13 protein-coding genes are annotated in these 17,723 nt (G+C 45.8%); 9 read left to right on the top strand and 4 right to left on the bottom strand.

Translation table 11 applies throughout. From position 1 onward, the window contains the following. Window positions 1–210: 210 nt before the first annotated feature. Window positions 211–1,131: a methionyl-tRNA formyltransferase gene (gene fmt, locus ON006_RS19570; protein WP_244821061.1), complete on the bottom strand. Its 921-nt coding sequence runs from the start codon at window positions 1,129–1,131 to the stop codon at window positions 211–213. Between the two features lie 227 nt (window positions 1,132–1,358). Here fmt and greA point away from each other — a divergent pair, with 227 nt between their 5' ends. The 5 genes from greA to ON006_RS19545 all read left to right on the top strand — a co-directional run bounded on the left by greA (window position 1,359) and on the right by ON006_RS19545 (window position 5,939). Next, window positions 1,359–1,841, top strand: coding sequence for a transcription elongation factor GreA (gene greA, locus ON006_RS19565; RefSeq protein WP_244821060.1), 483 nt, complete (start codon window positions 1,359–1,361; stop codon window positions 1,839–1,841). Window positions 1,842–1,967: 126 nt separating this feature from the next. After that, entirely contained in the window at window positions 1,968–2,291 is a 324-nt protein-coding gene (locus ON006_RS19560) for a hypothetical protein (protein WP_244821059.1), read from the top strand. A 56-nt stretch (window positions 2,292–2,347) separates the two neighbouring features. Beyond that, window positions 2,348–3,418: a M20/M25/M40 family metallo-hydrolase gene (locus tag ON006_RS19555; protein WP_244821058.1), complete on the top strand. Its 1,071-nt coding sequence runs from the start codon at window positions 2,348–2,350 to the stop codon at window positions 3,416–3,418. Between the two features lie 102 nt (window positions 3,419–3,520). Then, entirely contained in the window at window positions 3,521–4,573 is a 1,053-nt protein-coding gene (locus ON006_RS19550) for a PA0069 family radical SAM protein (RefSeq protein WP_244821057.1), read from the top strand. A 100-nt stretch (window positions 4,574–4,673) separates the two neighbouring features. Next, window positions 4,674–5,939: an exo-beta-N-acetylmuramidase NamZ family protein gene (locus ON006_RS19545; RefSeq protein ID WP_244821056.1), complete on the top strand. Its 1,266-nt coding sequence runs from the start codon at window positions 4,674–4,676 to the stop codon at window positions 5,937–5,939. Between the two features lie 416 nt (window positions 5,940–6,355). Here the strand turns inward: ON006_RS19545 and ON006_RS19540 are convergent, their stop codons facing one another. Beyond that, window positions 6,356–7,090: a LytR/AlgR family response regulator transcription factor gene (locus tag ON006_RS19540; protein ID WP_244821055.1), complete on the bottom strand. Its 735-nt coding sequence runs from the start codon at window positions 7,088–7,090 to the stop codon at window positions 6,356–6,358. A 583-nt stretch (window positions 7,091–7,673) separates the two neighbouring features. Here ON006_RS19540 and ON006_RS19535 point away from each other — a divergent pair. The 4 genes from ON006_RS19535 (at window position 7,674) to ON006_RS19520 (ending at window position 15,460) form a co-directional block, all read left to right on the top strand. After that, on the top strand, window positions 7,674–9,431 hold the full coding sequence (locus tag ON006_RS19535) for a DUF4331 domain-containing protein (RefSeq protein WP_244821054.1): 1,758 nt from the start codon (window positions 7,674–7,676) through the stop codon (window positions 9,429–9,431). A gap of 28 nt (window positions 9,432–9,459) precedes the next feature. Beyond that, window positions 9,460–11,760 (top strand): DUF4331 family protein, encoded by a 2,301-nt coding sequence (locus ON006_RS19530; protein WP_244821053.1) that lies wholly within the window; start codon window positions 9,460–9,462, stop codon window positions 11,758–11,760. A gap of 109 nt (window positions 11,761–11,869) precedes the next feature. Beyond that, a complete protein-coding gene (locus ON006_RS19525; RefSeq protein WP_244821052.1) occupies window positions 11,870–13,159 on the top strand; it encodes a tetratricopeptide repeat protein in 1,290 nt (429 codons plus the stop codon). A 42-nt stretch (window positions 13,160–13,201) separates the two neighbouring features. Next, complete coding sequence (locus tag ON006_RS19520; RefSeq protein WP_244821051.1) at window positions 13,202–15,460, top strand: TonB-dependent receptor; 2,259 nt, start codon at window positions 13,202–13,204, stop codon at window positions 15,458–15,460. A 16-nt stretch (window positions 15,461–15,476) separates the two neighbouring features. On the opposite strand, the gene eat is transcribed toward ON006_RS19520, so the two are convergent. Both eat and ON006_RS19510 read right to left on the bottom strand, forming a co-directional pair. Beyond that, a complete protein-coding gene (gene eat, locus ON006_RS19515; protein ID WP_244821050.1) occupies window positions 15,477–16,778 on the bottom strand; it encodes an ethanolamine permease in 1,302 nt (433 codons plus the stop codon). A gap of 109 nt (window positions 16,779–16,887) precedes the next feature. Next, entirely contained in the window at window positions 16,888–17,673 is a 786-nt protein-coding gene (locus ON006_RS19510; RefSeq protein WP_244821049.1) for a phosphatidylinositol-specific phospholipase C/glycerophosphodiester phosphodiesterase family protein, read from the bottom strand. Window positions 17,674–17,723 lie beyond the last annotated feature (50 nt).

Below are 17,723 nucleotides of genomic sequence, written 5' to 3'. Positions count from 1 at the left end.
TTACATCGCTACGCGATTTTGTATTGTTCAAAATGCAGTCAGGCATGCACCTTATGACAGTCCTAAGTCCGTAACTCGATTTTTAACAATATTGCATCGCTACGCTACTCGACAGTTTCGAAATGCCGTTAGGCATGCAATCTCGGTAGCATCGTAGCATTACAACCCATTTTCCGAAATGCCGTCAGGCATGTAACCTTTCCCACAACCCTACAACCGATTCCCCCTCAGAAAATCCCCGATATCCATTCGTTTTTTACCTTCCAGTTGCAGGGTTTCGATTGAAAGCCAGCCGTCGGATGTACGGAAATAGAGGTAGGATTTGTGGTCTGTTGAAAAATCTCCGGGGTTGCCATCGCTGGTGAATTCCACGGGTTTTGTTTTAAATATCTTGCAGGATAAGCCATTCAATGTTGTCCACGCGGCCGGGTAGGGGGATAATCCGCGGACAAAGTTGTGAATATCTTGCGCGGGACGGTTCCAGTCTATCTCGCAGGTTTCGCGGAAGATCTTGGGAGCTGATTTGATATTTTCGGGCTCCTCCTGCGGCTCTTGTGGGTAGTTGCCTTCGGTTATCGCATCCACCGTTTTTACAACGAGCTGTGCGCCAAGTGCCATAAGCCGCTCATATAATGAACCCGCATCGTCGTCGGGATGAATGCTTTCTTTTTCCTGAAAAATGATCTTTCCGGTGTCAATGTCCTTTTCTATGAAGAATGTGGTCACTCCCGTCTCGGTTTCGCCATTGATCACTGCCCAGTTAATCGGCGCCGCACCACGGTATTGCGGCAAAAGAGAGCTATGTAAATTGAACGTGCCCTTTGCTGGCATACTCCAAACCACCTCTGGCAACATCCGAAACGCAACTACGACCTGCAAGTCAGCATTCAAGGCTCTTAGTTCCTGCAAAAATTCAGGATTCTTTAACTTCTCAGGCTGAAGAACCGGAATGCCCTGCTCTTCGGCATAGATTTTTACGGGTGATTTCGTTTGTTTCTGGCCCCGTCCGGCAGGTTTATCCGGTACGGTAACGACGGCCACTACATTAGAATGATGCTCTACCAGGCTTTGTAAACTTGGGGCCGCGAATTCGGGCGTGCCCATAAAAATTATTCTCAATGGTTTTGACATACATGTGGTCCCTTTTGGATAAAAATCGTGTTACCATTTACAAATATTGTTATTTTTGTCGTTCTTAACAGAAAATTATGGTGAAGACAAAATCATATATCAACCGAAAAGACAAGGTTTTCTAACCTCCTGCTACGAGTGTGTTACTCTTGTAGAGCGGTCTTAGAGCCGTTCTTTTTTTTTGTAAAAATTCAAAAATTGTAAGACTTATAAACTAAACTAGGGTCATGGCTAAGATTTCATACTATACGGAAGAAGGATTAAATAAGCTGAAGAATGAGCTGAATGATATGAAAACCAAGGGCCGCACGGAGATTGCAAAGCAGATTGCCGAAGCGCGGGATAAAGGGGATTTGAGTGAAAATGCAGAGTATGATGCGGCGAAAGATGCGCAGGGAATGCACGAAATGAAAATTGCCAAGCTGGAAGAAATTATGTCAAACGCCCGGGTGATCGATGAGTCGTCAATTGATACCTCGCAGGTTGCTGTTCTTTCCAAAGTGAAGATCAAAAACCGTAAGAATGGAATGGAAGTCACCTACACACTGGTGTCGGAGGAAGAGGCGGATTTGAAAGCAGGCAAAATCTCGGTAGGCTCGCCGATCGGCAAGGGGCTGCTGGGCAAAAAAGTAGGAGAGACAACAGAGATCAAAGTTCCGGCGGGTATGATGGAATTTGAGGTACTGGATATAAGCAGGTTCAGCGAATAGTGTTACTGAGTTTGTTATAAGATGTTGGATTGTCGATGGATATGCCATTTCACAATCCAACATTTTTATTTAAAATTGACCTAGAAAAATAAACCAGCCGAAAGCAGGAAGCCGACGGCCTCCAAAATGAAATTCAAAGGTTTTTTACTAAACGTTTCTTTCCTTTGGGTAGAGGGTATGGCCTTTTTTCCATTCATTCTTTTAAGGCATAAATCCCCCGACCGCTTTCTGTTAAACCATGAACGGATCCATTTGAAGCAACAGCTGGAACTAGGACTGATCCTCTTTTACATATGGTATCTGACCGAATATTTAATCAGGCTTGCCCGGTACAGAAAGCATTATTTAGCCTATCTTCATATCTCTTTTGAAAAGGAAGCTTACCAGAACCAGGGGGATCTTGACTATTTAAAAACAAGGACTTTCTGGGCATTTTGGAAGTATTTATAAAAGGAAATAAATTGCAAAACAGCGTCAATCGATATTAAGTAATTTAAATAAACAGTATGTCAGATCAGAGCAGAGAGTTTCTTTATAAGTATTTGAACAATGCCTCGCCGACCGGGTTTGAGTCCACAGGTCAGCAGATATGGCTGGACTACATCAAGCCATATATTGAAGAAGAAATTATAGACGTGTACGGTACAGCCGTGGGCGTTATTGGGCCCGGGCAGGACTATAAAGTGGTCATTGAGGCGCATTCTGATGAAATTTCGTGGTTTGTCAACTACATTTCAGATGACGGCTATATTCACGTTCGCCGTAATGGTGGCTCGGATGCAGCCATTGCACCATCGATGCGGGTTAATCTGCATACCGCAAAAGGAGTTGTCAAAGGTGTGTTTGGCTGGCCGGCTATCCACGTGCGTGACGTAGCCAAAGATCAGGTTCCAAAAGTGCATGAACTGTTTATCGACGTGGGCGCTACAAAAAAAGACGAAGTACTCGAAATGGGCATCCACGTAGGTACCGTCGCGACTTTTGCGGATGGTCTCGATGAACTGAATGATAAGTATTACCTCGGCCGTGCGCTGGACAACCGCATGGGCGGCTACATGATTGCGGAGGTAGCAAGAATGTTGCATGAAAACAATGTTCGTCTACCGTTTACATTATATGTGGTGAATGCGGTTCAGGAAGAGATAGGCCTTCGCGGGGCGGAAATGATCTCGCGAAGGTTGAAGCCCAACCTGGCGATTGTTACCGATGTCACGCATGATACACAATCGCCTATGTACAATAAAAAAGAGCAAGGCGATCTGAAAAGTGGTAACGGTCCTGTGATTTGCTACGGCCCGGCGGTGCAAAACAATGTACGCGACTTGCTGATCCGCGTCGCTGACGAGAAAAAAATTCCTTTTCAGCGCCAGGCAGTAAGCCGCTCTACCGGAACGGATACTGACTCGTTCGCATATTCGACGGAAGGTATCGCGTCGGCATTGATTTCCCTGCCATTGAAATACATGCACACTACCGTTGAAATGGTACACAAAGAAGACGTGAAAAACGTAATCCAACTGATGTACGACGTCCTGCTTTCATTGAAAGGCGACGAAGATTTCAGATATATTAAGTAAACAGCAAGACTTGGTAGGTTTTGGAAACCTGCCAAGTCTTTTTTCACACACTACATTCTTCATTATCAAAAAACATCATCAACAAATGAACATCATCAACAAATGGACAACCGGGCAAGAGGGAGGGGCGCTGCGATTAATCCTCGCAACAAGTTCTTCAAAAACGAGATCGAGTACACATCCGAAGACTGGCATCAATGGGAAGACCCCGAAGTAAATCCTAGGACACAGTTTATTGAAGAAGAATCCAAAACACTGCTAAGCGTATCCGACAGTCCGGATCTCCCTGACTTTCATTCCATCAATCCCTATCGAGGCTGCGAGCACGGCTGCATTTACTGCTATGCCCGAAACTCTCATGAGTACTGGGGATACTCTGCCGGACTGGATTTTGAGACCAAGATTATTGTCAAGAAAAATGCTCCGCAGCTGCTGGAAAAGCTCTTTAATTCCAAAAAATGGGTACCCAAGGGGATTCACATTTCCGGTAACACGGATTGCTATCAGCCTGGTGAAAAGAAATACCGGCTCACGAGACAGCTGCTGGAGATTTGCCTGAGGTACCGGAACCCGGTGAGTTTGCTGACCAAAAATGCACTGATTTTAAGGGATATAGACATCCTGGAAAAGATGGCGAAGCTTAACCTGGTACACGCTGCCGTATCTATCACCTCATTGAACGAAGACTTGCGGATTGCATTGGAACCCAGAACTGTAACCGGAAAAAGAAGGTTGCAGGTAGTAAAAACATTACATGAAGCCGGGATTCCGATGGGTGTCATGACTGCGCCGATTATTCCGGGACTTAATGATCACGAAATCCCTGCTCTGGTGCAGGCGGCAGCTGAAAACGGGGCATATTGGGCACATTATACCGTGGTACGGCTCAACGGAGCCATTGCAACACTTTTCGATGAATGGATCAATCATCACTTTCCCGATCGTGCAGCCAAAGTGCTGAACCAGATCAAGGAATGTCACGGTGGTGCTGTTAACGATTCACGTTTCGGCATCAGAATGGTAGGTGAAGGGAATTTTGCCGAGCACATCAGGCAGCTTCATGATATGGCGTGCAGGAAATATTTTAAAGACCGGGAGATGCCGGCGTTGGATACTACGCAATTTATGAGAGGCGGGCAGATGAAGTTATTTTAATTAGATATTGCCACGGATGCACGAATTGACACGAATATTCGTGCCAATTCGTGCATCCGTGGCAATTAAAAACTATTTTAGCTAGCTAATCCTGATCCTGATGAAAACCTTTTTGTTTGCCCTGAGCCTTACCGCAATGCTATCCCTGAATAGCAATTGCGTCAATTCCACTTCACAGAAAGGCCCGACCATAACGGAAGGCGACTCGCTGAATTCGCCCCATGGTATTGCTGCAGAAAAAAAGCCGGTAACAGGCGCTGATCAGATCGGGGAGTATGTCCGCTATTTGAAAGGTAAAAAGGTAGGTATCCTCGTGAACCAGACGTCGATTATCGGAAACAAACCTATTGTAGACAGCCTGGTAGCCCTGGGTGTTAACATTGTTACCATTTTCGGACCGGAACATGGTTTCAGGGGAACTGCCAGCAATGGCGATAAAGTGAGTGACAGCGTCGATCCGAAAACAGGTATTCCCGCCATTTCGCTTTACGGAAAACAAAAAAAGCCTACTAAGGAGCAAATGGCCGCTATCGACCTGATGATCTTCGACATTCAGGATGTCGGTGCGAGGTTTTATACCTATATCAACACATTGGGTCACGTGATGGAGGCTTGTGCCGAAAGCAACAAGGAAATGCTGATCCTCGACCGGCCTAATCCAAACGGCTATCTGGTAGACGGCCCGGTGCTGGAAGATCACCTGCACTCAGGCATCGGCATGTACAAGATACCCATTTCGCATGGACTGACGATCGCAGAATTTGCTCAAATGATCAACGGGGAAGGCTGGCTGCCCAACAAAATGCAGTGCAAGCTTAAAATCATTAAAGTAGCAAATTACACCCATACTACGCCGTACACATTGCCGGTCATGCCGTCACCCAACCTGAATACGCAGCAGTCGGTGATGTTGTATCCGCATATATGTATGTTCGAAGGTACGATTGTGAGCCAGGGGCGGGGAACTTATATGCCTTTTACGGTACTGGGAGCCCCTTTACTGAAAGGCAAGTACGATTTTTCGTTCACTCCGAAAAGCATCAAAGGCATGAGTGAAACACCATTGCACCAGGATACGGAATGCTACGGGCTGGATCTGCGCAAGTATGATATGAAGCACATTGAAAAAGCGGGCCAGATACATCTTAAATGGCTGATTGAGATGTACAATGCCTATCCCGACAAGGCACGGTTTTTCGACAGGACGCAAAGCAAGCAAATGGGGGATATTGATAAATTGGCAGGAACTGAAAATTTGAAAAAGCAGATTATAGCCGGGGTATCCGAAGCGGAGATCAGAAAAAGCTGGGAGCCGGAATTATCCTACTATAAAGCAATGAGGAAGAAATACTTGATTTATCCGTAAGTGCCAATATTTCAAATCATTATAACACAAAACATCCCAGGGATAGCTTCCCGGGGATGTTTAATTATTCTCAACGATATTTAATTAAAAAACTGATGGTAAAATTTAGTTTAGGTTTGAAATGAAAAACAATGTGTGCATAATGCAAATATTTATGCAAAAATGTCTATTCCAATGTTAGTTACGTTTTTTTGAGTAAAAAGGATGCCTGAGCTGCAAAATTTTTTTAATTATTTTTTAATGTAACCCAGGCACCTAATCGGGGTAGAATATATATAATAGAAGAGGGTATTACGTGTTATAAAATTAGTTCGTAGCGTAATGCCTGACAAATCAATGTGGTGAAATCCAACTTTTTGGGGGTGAAGTTGGCAAAAGTGAAGGTGATGAAAAAAGGCAGTTGAAAGAGGTACTTTTCAGGAGAATGTTTTGATCCTGCTCAGCAAATCGTTGCGGTTATCGTTCGTGATCGGTATCTCAATATCGTTGATCATCACGTGCACATAGTCAATCGCCGTGATCGCATTGAGGTTGATGATGAAAGACTTGTGAACGCGGAAGAAAAAGTTTGCAGGCAGCTGCTGAAGCATGTTTTTCAGCGTTTCCCTGATAGTGTATTTCTTCTTGCCGGTATGTAATTCGAGGTAGTTGTCGTCGCTCCTTATATATAGGATGTCCGCGAGCAGTATTTTCGTGAACATATGCTTTTCCTTAATGAACAATGCATCCTTGATGACCGTAGTGTCTTCCTTCTCCACAATGTCGCTTTCTCCGGCAAGTGCGGCGAGCCGATAATTTTTTAATGCAAGCTTAACTGCTGTATAGACGGTAATCTTCTGAAATGGCTTTTGCAGGAATGCGTGTGGTGCCGCTGCCAGGGCTGCATTTACGACTGCTATATCGTCGTGGCTGGAAAGGAAAAGAAAAGGGATCTTGAAATTCTCCCGGATGTAATGCGCCAGATCGATCCCCGTCTGGTACCCGTTTAAATTGATATCCAGCAGCGCCAGATGAAATACTTTGCTGTTCAGGATTTCTGTTGCGGATGTATAATCCGAAGCAACATCATTGGCCTCATAGCCAAATCCGTTGAGTAAAAACTGAAGATGTTTTGCGATAATAAAGTCGTCCTCAACAATTAGAATATTCATCTTAGAATTTAAGTATTCAACCCTTATGCGCTTGGATAAGAGATTAACAGGGATTTACGAATTCAAAAAACATGAGTAGTCGCATTCCGACACGCATCAAATGCATGATAATATACGAATTAATTACATGTTGCTACATTTTTTAGTACTAGTTAATCGTCCGGATCGGACTTATAGGAGAGGCTGTTTACATTAAAAATCTGATATACAGTAAGTTATTGAGGGTTTGTCCGGATTTCAAAATGTTTGTTATGCAGGGGAGAAACGCTTGATTGCTTTAATGATAAATGTATAACTTTTTGTGAAAAAATTTATACAGACCTGCATTTAAAAAGATTTCACATTTCTTTCTTCCCATTTGATCTTATTGCGGTTTTACCGCGTATGTCTGTCAATCACGGGCTTCGGTTCCGTCCCTACCTTCACGATAATATTGCGAGTGCTTGTTGAAAATTGAGTTTTCGGTGTGTCTTTAACAGGCTTTGTGTCGGGCGAAAAGGATACAAAGAAGCGATCAATTTCATTCAGTTTACAGAATTCATTTCAATCTAATTCCATTTCAAATAGTTTAAACTTCTACCTCATGCAAATTTCTAGTTTGGGTCTCAGCAGGCTCAGGAATGGTGTCCTGAGCTTAGCAACGCTGCTCTGCTCCTTAGGCAGCTACGCCTCCAGTCACAGGGAGGCACCTTTAATTTCCAATGATCCGTTGGCTGACAATACGGATTTGTATGCGTTTAAAAGTCCGGATGATCCTAATTCCATTACGATTATTGCGAATTACATTCCTTTTGAATCTCCGGAAGGTGGGCCGAATTACTTCAATTTCGGTCCTAATGTGCGTTATGAAATACACATTAAGAACAAAACCTCAACGGCTGGTGACGATATTACCTATCGCTTCACTTTTTCAAGCACAAATGAAGATCCTACCACTTTTTTCAACATCCGTTTAGGTAAGCAAAACCTCAAAACGACTTACAAATGTGAAAAGAGTACCGACGGGGGGCAATCGTTCACAACCATTATCTGGAACGGTGTAGTACCGCCAAACAACATCGGGCCACGTTCTATCGAAGGTAAAACGGTTGGACTGGAAGCACCAGACTACAATTCACTGGTTGACAAAGCGATTGCTACTGCATCAAGTGGAGAAAAAGTGTTCTGCGGACCGGTTGACGATCCTTTCTTTGTAGACCTGGCAGGTGCTTTCGACGTGGGTAACTTCCGTCCGGAAGGCAACACGACCAATGCTCCGAAAGATGGCCTTGCCCGTTTCAATGTGCATACCATTGCTATCAAGGTACCGATTAACCTTTTACAAAAAGACGGAAAGAATGTAGGCCAGGCTTCTACGATCCTTGATCCTGATTTTGTAATCGGTGTGTGGGCTTCGGCCAGCCGTCAGATGATCAAAACGCTTTATGGCGGCGGAGATGTAGGTTATGATGGCAAATATGTTCAGGTTTCACGCCTGGGAATGCCATTGACCAACGAAGCTGTGATTCCATTGGGTATGAAAGACAAATGGAACTCCATGACACCTTATGGAGGAAACGATCTTCAATTTGCCAAATATTTTACCAATCCTGAGTTGGCCCTGTATATGGACGATTCTCAGTTTGGTACTGCAGTGCCGTCCATGAACGCGCTCCGTATCCAATCTAAATCTCTGGGAGCATTTGATTTTCGAAACGGCAAACCAGGGCTGTTTGGTTTGAAAGGTAATGCAGCATTGGATGGTACCGCTTTGGCGGAGGCTGCCTTCGGGGGAGTTCTGCTTCCCGACAACATGAGCCCTCGCGCTGTCGATCTGTTGCCAATATTCTACACAGGTGTTCCAAACCTGATCCCTTACCAGCTTGCAACAGGCAAAATGAACAATCCGCTGGCAAAAGGTAAGCCATTCATTCACAACTTCCTGCCTACATTGGGCGATATGCTGAGGCTGAACATGGCAGTGCCTGCTACGCCGCGTAATGATCCTAAATTTAGTTCATTGGGATTAGTTCAGGCAGCAGTTCTCGGTATTACCGATCCTGCTTACAATGCTAATGCGGATCTGCAATGGATACCTAATATGGACGGCTTCCCTAATGGCCGACGGCTGGAAGACGACGTAACTACCATTGAACTGCAGGCAGTTTCCGGTATCGTGTTGGCGGCTGTAGGTCTGTTCTATGATGATGCGACCGCTCAGGCACCCGTTTCACAGCAGCTACTTAACGTTTTGACATTTACCTCGGGGCCGACCAAGAACGATGCAGCTTTGAAAGGTGCGTTCCCATATCTCGCCAATCCTTGGAGAGGGTATGACTATCCTGAAAAAGCCCGATTCTGATCCCATCACTTTATAACAATAGTGTAATATGAAAAATCTTTTATATCTGATCGGGATACTGGCCGCGATTTGTATCGGGTCCGGTCAATCGGTAGCTTCCTCGCACCGTGAAGCCCCGTTAATCTCAACTGATCCGCTGGCAGATAACACCGACGTTTATGCCTTCAAAAGCCCTGTAAACAAGGAAAATATCGTCCTTGTCGCTAACTACATACCATTTGAGCACCCGGCAGGTGGCCCGAACTGGTACTCTTTCGGAGAAAACATCCGTTACGAAGTACATGTAGATAACAATGCAGCCACACCCGGCGCGGACATCGTTTACCGTTTCACATTCAAAAAAATGAATGAAGATCCGTCGACGTTTTTCCTGATCCGTTTGGGCAAAGAAAATCTCAAAACTACCTACACCTGCGAACGCAGTACCGACGGTGGACAGAGCTTTACTACCATTGTTTCAGGCGGTACAGTTCCTCCTCCGCACATTGGTCCACGGTCCATTGATAACAAAACGGTAGGTTTGGGTTCTAGCTACGATGCATTGGTTACGAAATCAATCATGACAGCCAGTACCGGGGAAAAAATCTTCTGCGGCCCGGTTGACGATCCATTCTTTGTGGACCTGGGTGGGATATTTGATCTTGGAAATGTACGCAAAACAGGCGCCAGGGACGGTGTGGCGAAATTCAACTGCCATTCTATCGTGATCGAAGTACCGGTTGCTACTTTGCAAAAAAGCCACCAAACAGTTGCGCAGGCATCAACTATCCTTGATCCAGACTATGTAATCGGTGTTTACGCTTCATCAAGCCGTAAAAAAATCACTACATTATATAGTGGTGCCGATGTAGGCTATGACGGTGACTGGGTACAGGTTTCACGGCTAGGTATGCCATTGACCAACGAAGCGGTGATTCCAATTGGCATGAAAGACAAATGGAATGCAACTTCACCAGCTAATGACCTTCAATTTGCCAAATACTTCACTAACCCAGAGTTGGCATTGTATATGGACGACTCTCAGTTTGGAACAGCAGTACCAGGCCTTGCCCCGTTGCGCATTCAAAGCAAATCACTGGGATCGTTCGACTTCCGTAATGGCAAAGCAGGTTTGTACGGCTTAAAAGGTAATGCAGCATTGGACGGCACCGCGCTTTCCGAAGCGGCTTTTGGAAGTGTGTTACTACCGGATGCGACCAGCCCCCGCGCTGTGGATATCCTGCCAATTTTCTACACAGGTGTTCCTAACCTGCCTCCTTATCAGCTTGCTACCGGCAAAGAGGGTAACCCGTTGGCGGCTGGGAAACCGTTTATCCATAACTTCCTGCCTACATTGGGCGACTGGCTGCGCCTGAACATGGCTGTTCCTGCAACACCTCGTAACGATCCTAAATTCAGTTCATTAGGACTGGTTCAGGCTGCTGCACTGGGACTGACAGACCCTGCTTACAATGGCAACAAGGATTTGCAATGGATACCTAACATGGATGGCTTCCCTAACGGTCGCCGCCTGGAAGATGATGTGACTACCATTGAATTGCAAGCAGTGGGTGGGGTAGTATTGGCGGCCATTGGTTTATGGTATGACGATTTCACTCCTGGTGTAACGGCAAGCCCTGTAACGCCAAACTTGCTGAGTGTGTTGACATTCAATGCAGGGGTTACCAAAAATGACACAACATTGAAAGCCAATTTCCCTTATCTGCAAAATCCATGGCCTGGCTTCCGCGGACCAAGCTACGAAGGGCCCGGACCTGTAACTGAGCAACCATTGGCAGTAGCCATCACGAACTTCAACTGCGTAACCGGTAGCTTCACATTCGAGCGCTCGGGTGGAGATCCTGCCAAAGCAGTGGAATTCTCTGCAGCTGGCGTTGTGAACGGAGGCTGGGGTACCAGCGTAAATCGGATGGTTGAATCGGAACTTTTCAAAGACGGTAACAGCAGCGGCGTTCTTTGGGCCAAAGTACGATATATCAATGATCCTTCTTCGGAGGCGACAATGATGTTCGATTTCCGCGCCAAATGCGGTATGACCTGGCGGCAGGGAGTGGCAGAAGCTGAAACACAGCCTGTTCCATTGTCAGCGGTGATCATGGGAAATCCTACTACCAATGACGAAGTGATGATCGAGATCAGAGGTGCGGTTGGCAAAAGAGTTCAGCTTGACCTCGCCAACAGCAAAGGACAGGTATACGGCCAGCAGGTGATCGCAAAAGCCACTGCTTCCGAACGTCGTGCTGTGAAACTGGGCGGTCCGTCAGGTATTTATTACCTGAGAGTGACAACTGCTGACAGCAAATACACGGTTAAAATTCTTCGTAAATAAATTACCTTAGTCAACAAAAAGGCCGGAGAGAACTGGTAACACATTGATCTCCGGCCTTCTTTAAGATTCCACAATTGTCTCATTTCATGGCATGTCTCTAAATTTTATCATGAAAACTATCACTACCCTTTGCATCGTAATTTTGGTATTTGCCCAGCTAGGATGTACCGACAAAAAGAAAACTGAAACGCCTCAGACCAACACTGCCAGTACCGACATTCCGGCTCTGTTTGAAAGGCACGGCGAGCTGGCCACAGCTGTTGAATGGCAAAAGACCAAACAAAAGGTCGAAGAGCTAAAATCGAAGATCAAAGAGAACCCCACCGATGTAAAACCTCGTTTGCAGGTCGTGGTGATATATCTGGCAGAGGCCAGGATTACGGGAGAGCACCCTTACTATTATCCTGCCGTGCTGAAAATCCTCGATGGTGTACTAGCCATTGAACCAAAAAACTTTGAAGCCACTACTTTCAAAGCGTCTGTGAAAATGTCGCAGCACCAGTTTGGGGAAGCCAGAGAGCTGGCCGAAAAAGCAAGACAGATCAATCCCAATAATGCTTACGTTTACGGGGTACTGGTAGACGCGAACGTCGAACTAGGCAACTACGACGAGGCCGTGGCGATGTCCGACAAAATGCAGGAATTGAAACCATCATTGGAAGCATACTCACGTGCTTCTTACCTGCGCGAAATTTATGGGAACTATCCTGGTGCGATTTCTGCAATGAAACTGGCCGTTCAAGCAGGCCTACCCGGCTCCGAGCCACAATGCTGGAGTAAAAACACATTGGGACATTTATACGAAACCACTGGTCAGCTGAAAGAGGCTGAAATCCAATATCAGGAAATACTAAGTATGCGTCCAAGTTATGCTTTTGCTTTGCGTGGTCAGGCGCAGATTTTCAAAGCCAGAAAGGAATATGACAAGGCATTGGCAGAGCTTGAAAAAGCGGCGAAGATCATGCCCGAATTTTCTTTTCATGAAGAAATGGCCGATATATATGCATTGCAGGGTAATACAGATAAGGCCAATGCCAAATACAAAGAGGTAGTGAAAATGCTGGACGAAGACGCAGCCTCAGGACATGCCGTAGACCTTGAACTTTGCAAACTTTACATTAAAACCGGTCAGCTGGATTCAGCCGTCGTTTACGGATTGAAAGAATATGCAAAAAGGCCTAAAAACATAGATGTTAACCACGCACTTGCACACGCTTATTTTAAGGAAAAAAATAACGACAAGGCTCAGCAACATATGAAAGTGGCATTGAGTACTGGAAGTAAAGACCCTGAATTGTTACAAGTCGCCGGTGCCATAGAACTGGCAATGGGCAACAAAACACAAGGTGAAAAGTTGCTTGCACAGGCTAAGAAAACAAACCCTAAATTTGTACTCTGATCATTTTTTGGTCAATGACAATGTACCTTGCCCTATATTGAAATGAAAAGATTTTTACTTCCGTTCTGTCTGTTCCTGATCAGTATGAGTGCATATGCCCACCTTGGAAGCATTTCTGGGGTGGTATATGATCAGGCGACAAATATACCTTTGAAGGATGTTACCGTCCAGCTCTCCGGACTGGGGAAAGCGACGCTCACCAATGAACTAGGTCAGTACAGATTTGAAGGATTGGTAGCTTCAAAATACAAAATTGAGCTATCGCACGTCAGTTTCCAGCCGCAGGTACTGGAAGTTTCAGTTCAAAACGACAAGACGGAATTTATCAAAACACTGCTAACTAGTGCCAACGTAGAACTAAGCGAAGTTTTGGTTTCTTCACAGCGTGCGCACGACCAGCAGCTGATCAGTAGTCTGGACATTAAGTTGAGGCCCATTACCAATTCTCAGGAAATTCTGCGAATGGTACCGGGCCTTTTCATTGGACAGCATGCTGGCGGCGGAAAAGCAGAGCAGATATTTTTGCGCGGCTTTGATCTCGATCACGGTACCGACATCCGGCTGACTGTGGATGGAATGCCGGTTAATATGGTCTCCCACGCTCACGGCCAAGGTTACGCCGATCTGCACTTTGTGATTCCTGAGCTGGTACAAGGTGTTGATTTTAAAAAAGGCCCGTATAATGCTGAAAAAGGCAACTTTACAACCGCTGGCTGGGTCGATTTCAGGACGAAGGACGCATTGGAAAAATCATTCGTAAAACTGGAAGCAGGTCAATACGATTCGTACCGGGCAGTGGCGGGGATTGATCTGCTGGGGCAAAAAGGGAAGGATAAAAACCAGGCTGCCTACATTGCTTCGGAGTATTCATTTACCAATTCTTATTTCGACAACCCTCAGGATTTCAACCGGCTGAACGTCATCGGCAAGTTTCACGGTCACGTGGCACCTAACACCAATCTTACGCTCACAGGTTCCACGTTTTGGAGCAAATGGAACCACTCCGGCCAGATCCCGGACCGTGCTTACGAGTCGGGGGCGATCGGGTTCTATGGTTCGGTGGACCCTACTGAGGGAGGCGAAACAAGCCGTACCAATTTCAATGTACAGTTCGTCACCGTCACGCCTTCCAATTATGTGATTAAAAATCAGGTGTTTTACAGCAATTATAATTTTGAGCTGTATTCCAATTTTACGTTTTTTCTTGAAGACTCATTGAATGGGGACCAGATCCGCCAGAAAGAAAGACGTAACCTGTTTGGCTATAATGGTAGTATTTCGAAACAAACTTACCTGGGCAAAACCAGCTGGACTACCACGGTGGGAGCACAGTACAGGCACGATCTGACCCGAAATACGGAATTGTCACATACCAAAAACAGGTCAGAAACACTCGATCCGTATCAACTAGGCAACATTAATGAACTGAATGCGGCTGTGTACGCCGATGAATTGATCCAGCTTACCGACCGCTTTACCATCAATGCAGGACTGCGGCTCGACTATTTCAGGAACCAATATCAGGACTTCCTGATTCAGCCAGTTGTTAAAAAACACGCCACTGATGCCATCATTTCGCCTAAACTGAATTTTTATTACACATTCAATCAGCGACTGCAGCTATACCTGAACTCCGGAAAAGGGTTTCACTCCAATGATACCCGGGTAGTGGTGCCGCAAGGTGGCAAGCAAATTTTGCCCGGTGCTTATGGCTCTGACTTTGGAGTAATTTTCAAGCCTTTTCCTAAGATGTTTATCAATGCCGCCGCCTGGTATCTCTGGCTGCAGCAGGAGTTTGTATATGTGGGCGACGCCGGGGTGATCGAGCCTAGCGGCAAGTCGAAAAGGCAGGGGCTGGATCTTTCAGTGAGGTACCAGCTGACCAAGACATTGTATGCCGATGTAGATGTGAGTACTGCCAAGCCGCGTGCGATCGGTACATTGGAGGGGATGAATTACCTGCCGCTGGCTCCATTGTTTACTTCTACGGGTGGGCTATCATTGCAAATGCCGAATGGACTAAGTGGTTCGCTTCGTTACCGTTACATGGCTAACCGGCCTGCGAACGAGGATAATTCGATTGTCGCAAAAGGGTATTTCGTGGGCGATATGCAGGTTAACTATGCCAAAAAGAAGTACAATGTCGGTCTTTCGGTTCAAAACCTTTTGAATACGAAATGGAAGGAAACCCAATTCAACACCGAAAGCAGGCTGCAAAATGAAAGCGAGCCCGTGGAAGAAATCCATTTCACACCGGGTACTCCATTCTTCGCCAGGCTAAGCCTCACTTTGTTTTTCTGATTAATCCAAAATCAATTTACAGCGACTTATGCCGTCCCGTGAGGGTAAAGAATGCAGCTACCACTGCCAGTCCTGCAAAAAACCACAAGCTGAGCAGCGCATTGTAGTACACGATGGCGACAAGACATATGCCTGATAAAACCAGTGCTACCCCCGGAAAATAGGGATAAAATGGTACTGAAAACGGGCGTTCCAATTGAGGTTCTTTACTCCGAAGAACAAACAACGCGACCATACTGATCATGTACATCACCACGGCCCCCAAAGCTGCAAGAATGATCACCTGATCGGTAGTACCCAATAGAAGAGCAAGACACCCGACAAGCCCGCCAGCGATGAGCGCCCAGTGCGGAGTTTGAAAACGTACATTCACATTCCCCAAAAAAGAAGGAAGGTAACCACTTCGCGCCAATGCGAAAATCTGCCGCGAATAGCCGATGACGGTCCCGTGAAAAGAAGCGATCAGCCCGAAAAGGCCGAGACTGGCAAAAAGTTGCGTGAGGCTGTTGTCGCGGCCAAGCACAATGCCTAATGCTGCCGGCAGAGGGTAGTCAATTTCACTGAGCTGGCGCCATGGAGCAACTCCGCCTGTAAAGATCATGACGGCCATTGCCAGTACTACCAGGGTTAAAATGCCGTAAATGTAGCCCAATGAAATCGTACGCTTGGGATCTTCTACTTCTTCGGCAACCATCGCCACACCTTCGATAGCAAGGTAAAACCAGATCGCAAAAGGCAACGCTGCAAAAACACCGGCCCAGCCAAATGGCATCGGTTCTGCGACAAATGTACTGTATGAAAAATGGGGCGCGACAATACCAATGTAGATCAGAAGCTCCACCACCGCGAGTAAAGTGACTATCAATGAAAATAATGCTGACTCTTTGATCCCCAATAAGTTAATGAGAATGAAGATCACGTAGCAGGCGAATGCCACGTCGAGCACCTGCAATGAAGGATACAGAAAATGCGAGTAACTCCCGAGTGCAAATGCAATCGCAGGAGGCGTGACCAGAAACTCCACCAATGTGGCGTAACCTGCTATAAGCCCGCCCCACCAGCCAAATGCCCGATATGCATATGAAAATGGCCCCCCAGCTTGTGGAATCGACGTTGTGAGTTCTGTGAAACTGAAAATGAATGTCACATACATGATCGTGACTACGACCGTGGCGATGAGAAAACCAATGGTGCCAGAAACGCCCCAGCCATAATTCCATCCAAAATATTCACCGGAGATAACCAATCCGACCGCGATGGCCCAAAGATGTATAGGTTTTAAAACTTTTTTGAGCGCAGCGGTTTGTTCAGCAGACATGAAGGATGGTTTGACTTATTCTAAAACAATACAATATAGTCTATAACTATCCGAATGCTATTTGATACTATCTAAAAATTAAATTTTGTCGGTATTTTATTTCGATTTACTATCTCGGTGCAGTACGAAGGTAGTCGCCCATTTCTCTTACCTTATCGGTATTCAGGTAGTCGACGCCCAGTGCCATCATGGTTTTCCAGGAATTGATATTATCCGGCGTCGCCCAAATCCGCACCTTTTTTCCAAGGTTATGTGTCTGAGTAATCATCTTTTGAATGTTCTTTCTTTCTTTTTCAGGAAGCGGTCCCTCGCCATTCCAGCCTGAATATTTTTGAAACGCCTGGCTGATCAAACCAATATGGGCCAGCTGTGCCGGGGTATAAGAGACCTCCGGGCGGCCGTCAAAATAAATGTAGGCGGGGTATTTCTCAAATAATGCGGGATCAGGCACATTTCCGCTCACTACTATTTTGATGGTGCCAGTAGGTGCGAGTACCTTCCGGTGCGGTTCCAATTCTCTGATCAGCGCAGCAAGTGTTTCTTCTCCTGAGGTTTTTAAGTCAATCAGCAATTGCAGAGGAGCGTCTTTCTGAGCGTAAATGTTGCCGTCGTTTTTCTGTACAAGCTCTAAAATCGGGCCCAGATACAATGCATGGAAAGTTCGTTCAGGTTTAATGTCTTTCAGATTATGGGCAACAAAAAGTGAGTCGTTAACCAGGAATATATCCGCCTCGACAGAACCAAATTGTTGCTCGTAAGCATCCATAAGGGCTCTTTTTCGCTCATAGTCATTATGGGAGTGCGCCTGCGCGGTGGTGTACGCATTGATGCTTTGTCCATAAATAGTTTGGACAGAAAGGCAAATAAAAACAACCAAAGAAGTAAATAATTTCATACGAGGTAGTGGAGTAGGAACGGTGGTAAGTCAGGTCGATAACACAATCT

The organism is Dyadobacter pollutisoli (genome assembly GCF_026625565.1).
Lineage (GTDB): Bacteria > Bacteroidota > Bacteroidia > Cytophagales > Spirosomataceae > Dyadobacter > Dyadobacter pollutisoli.
This window is presented reverse-complemented; position numbering and strand designations above follow the sequence as displayed.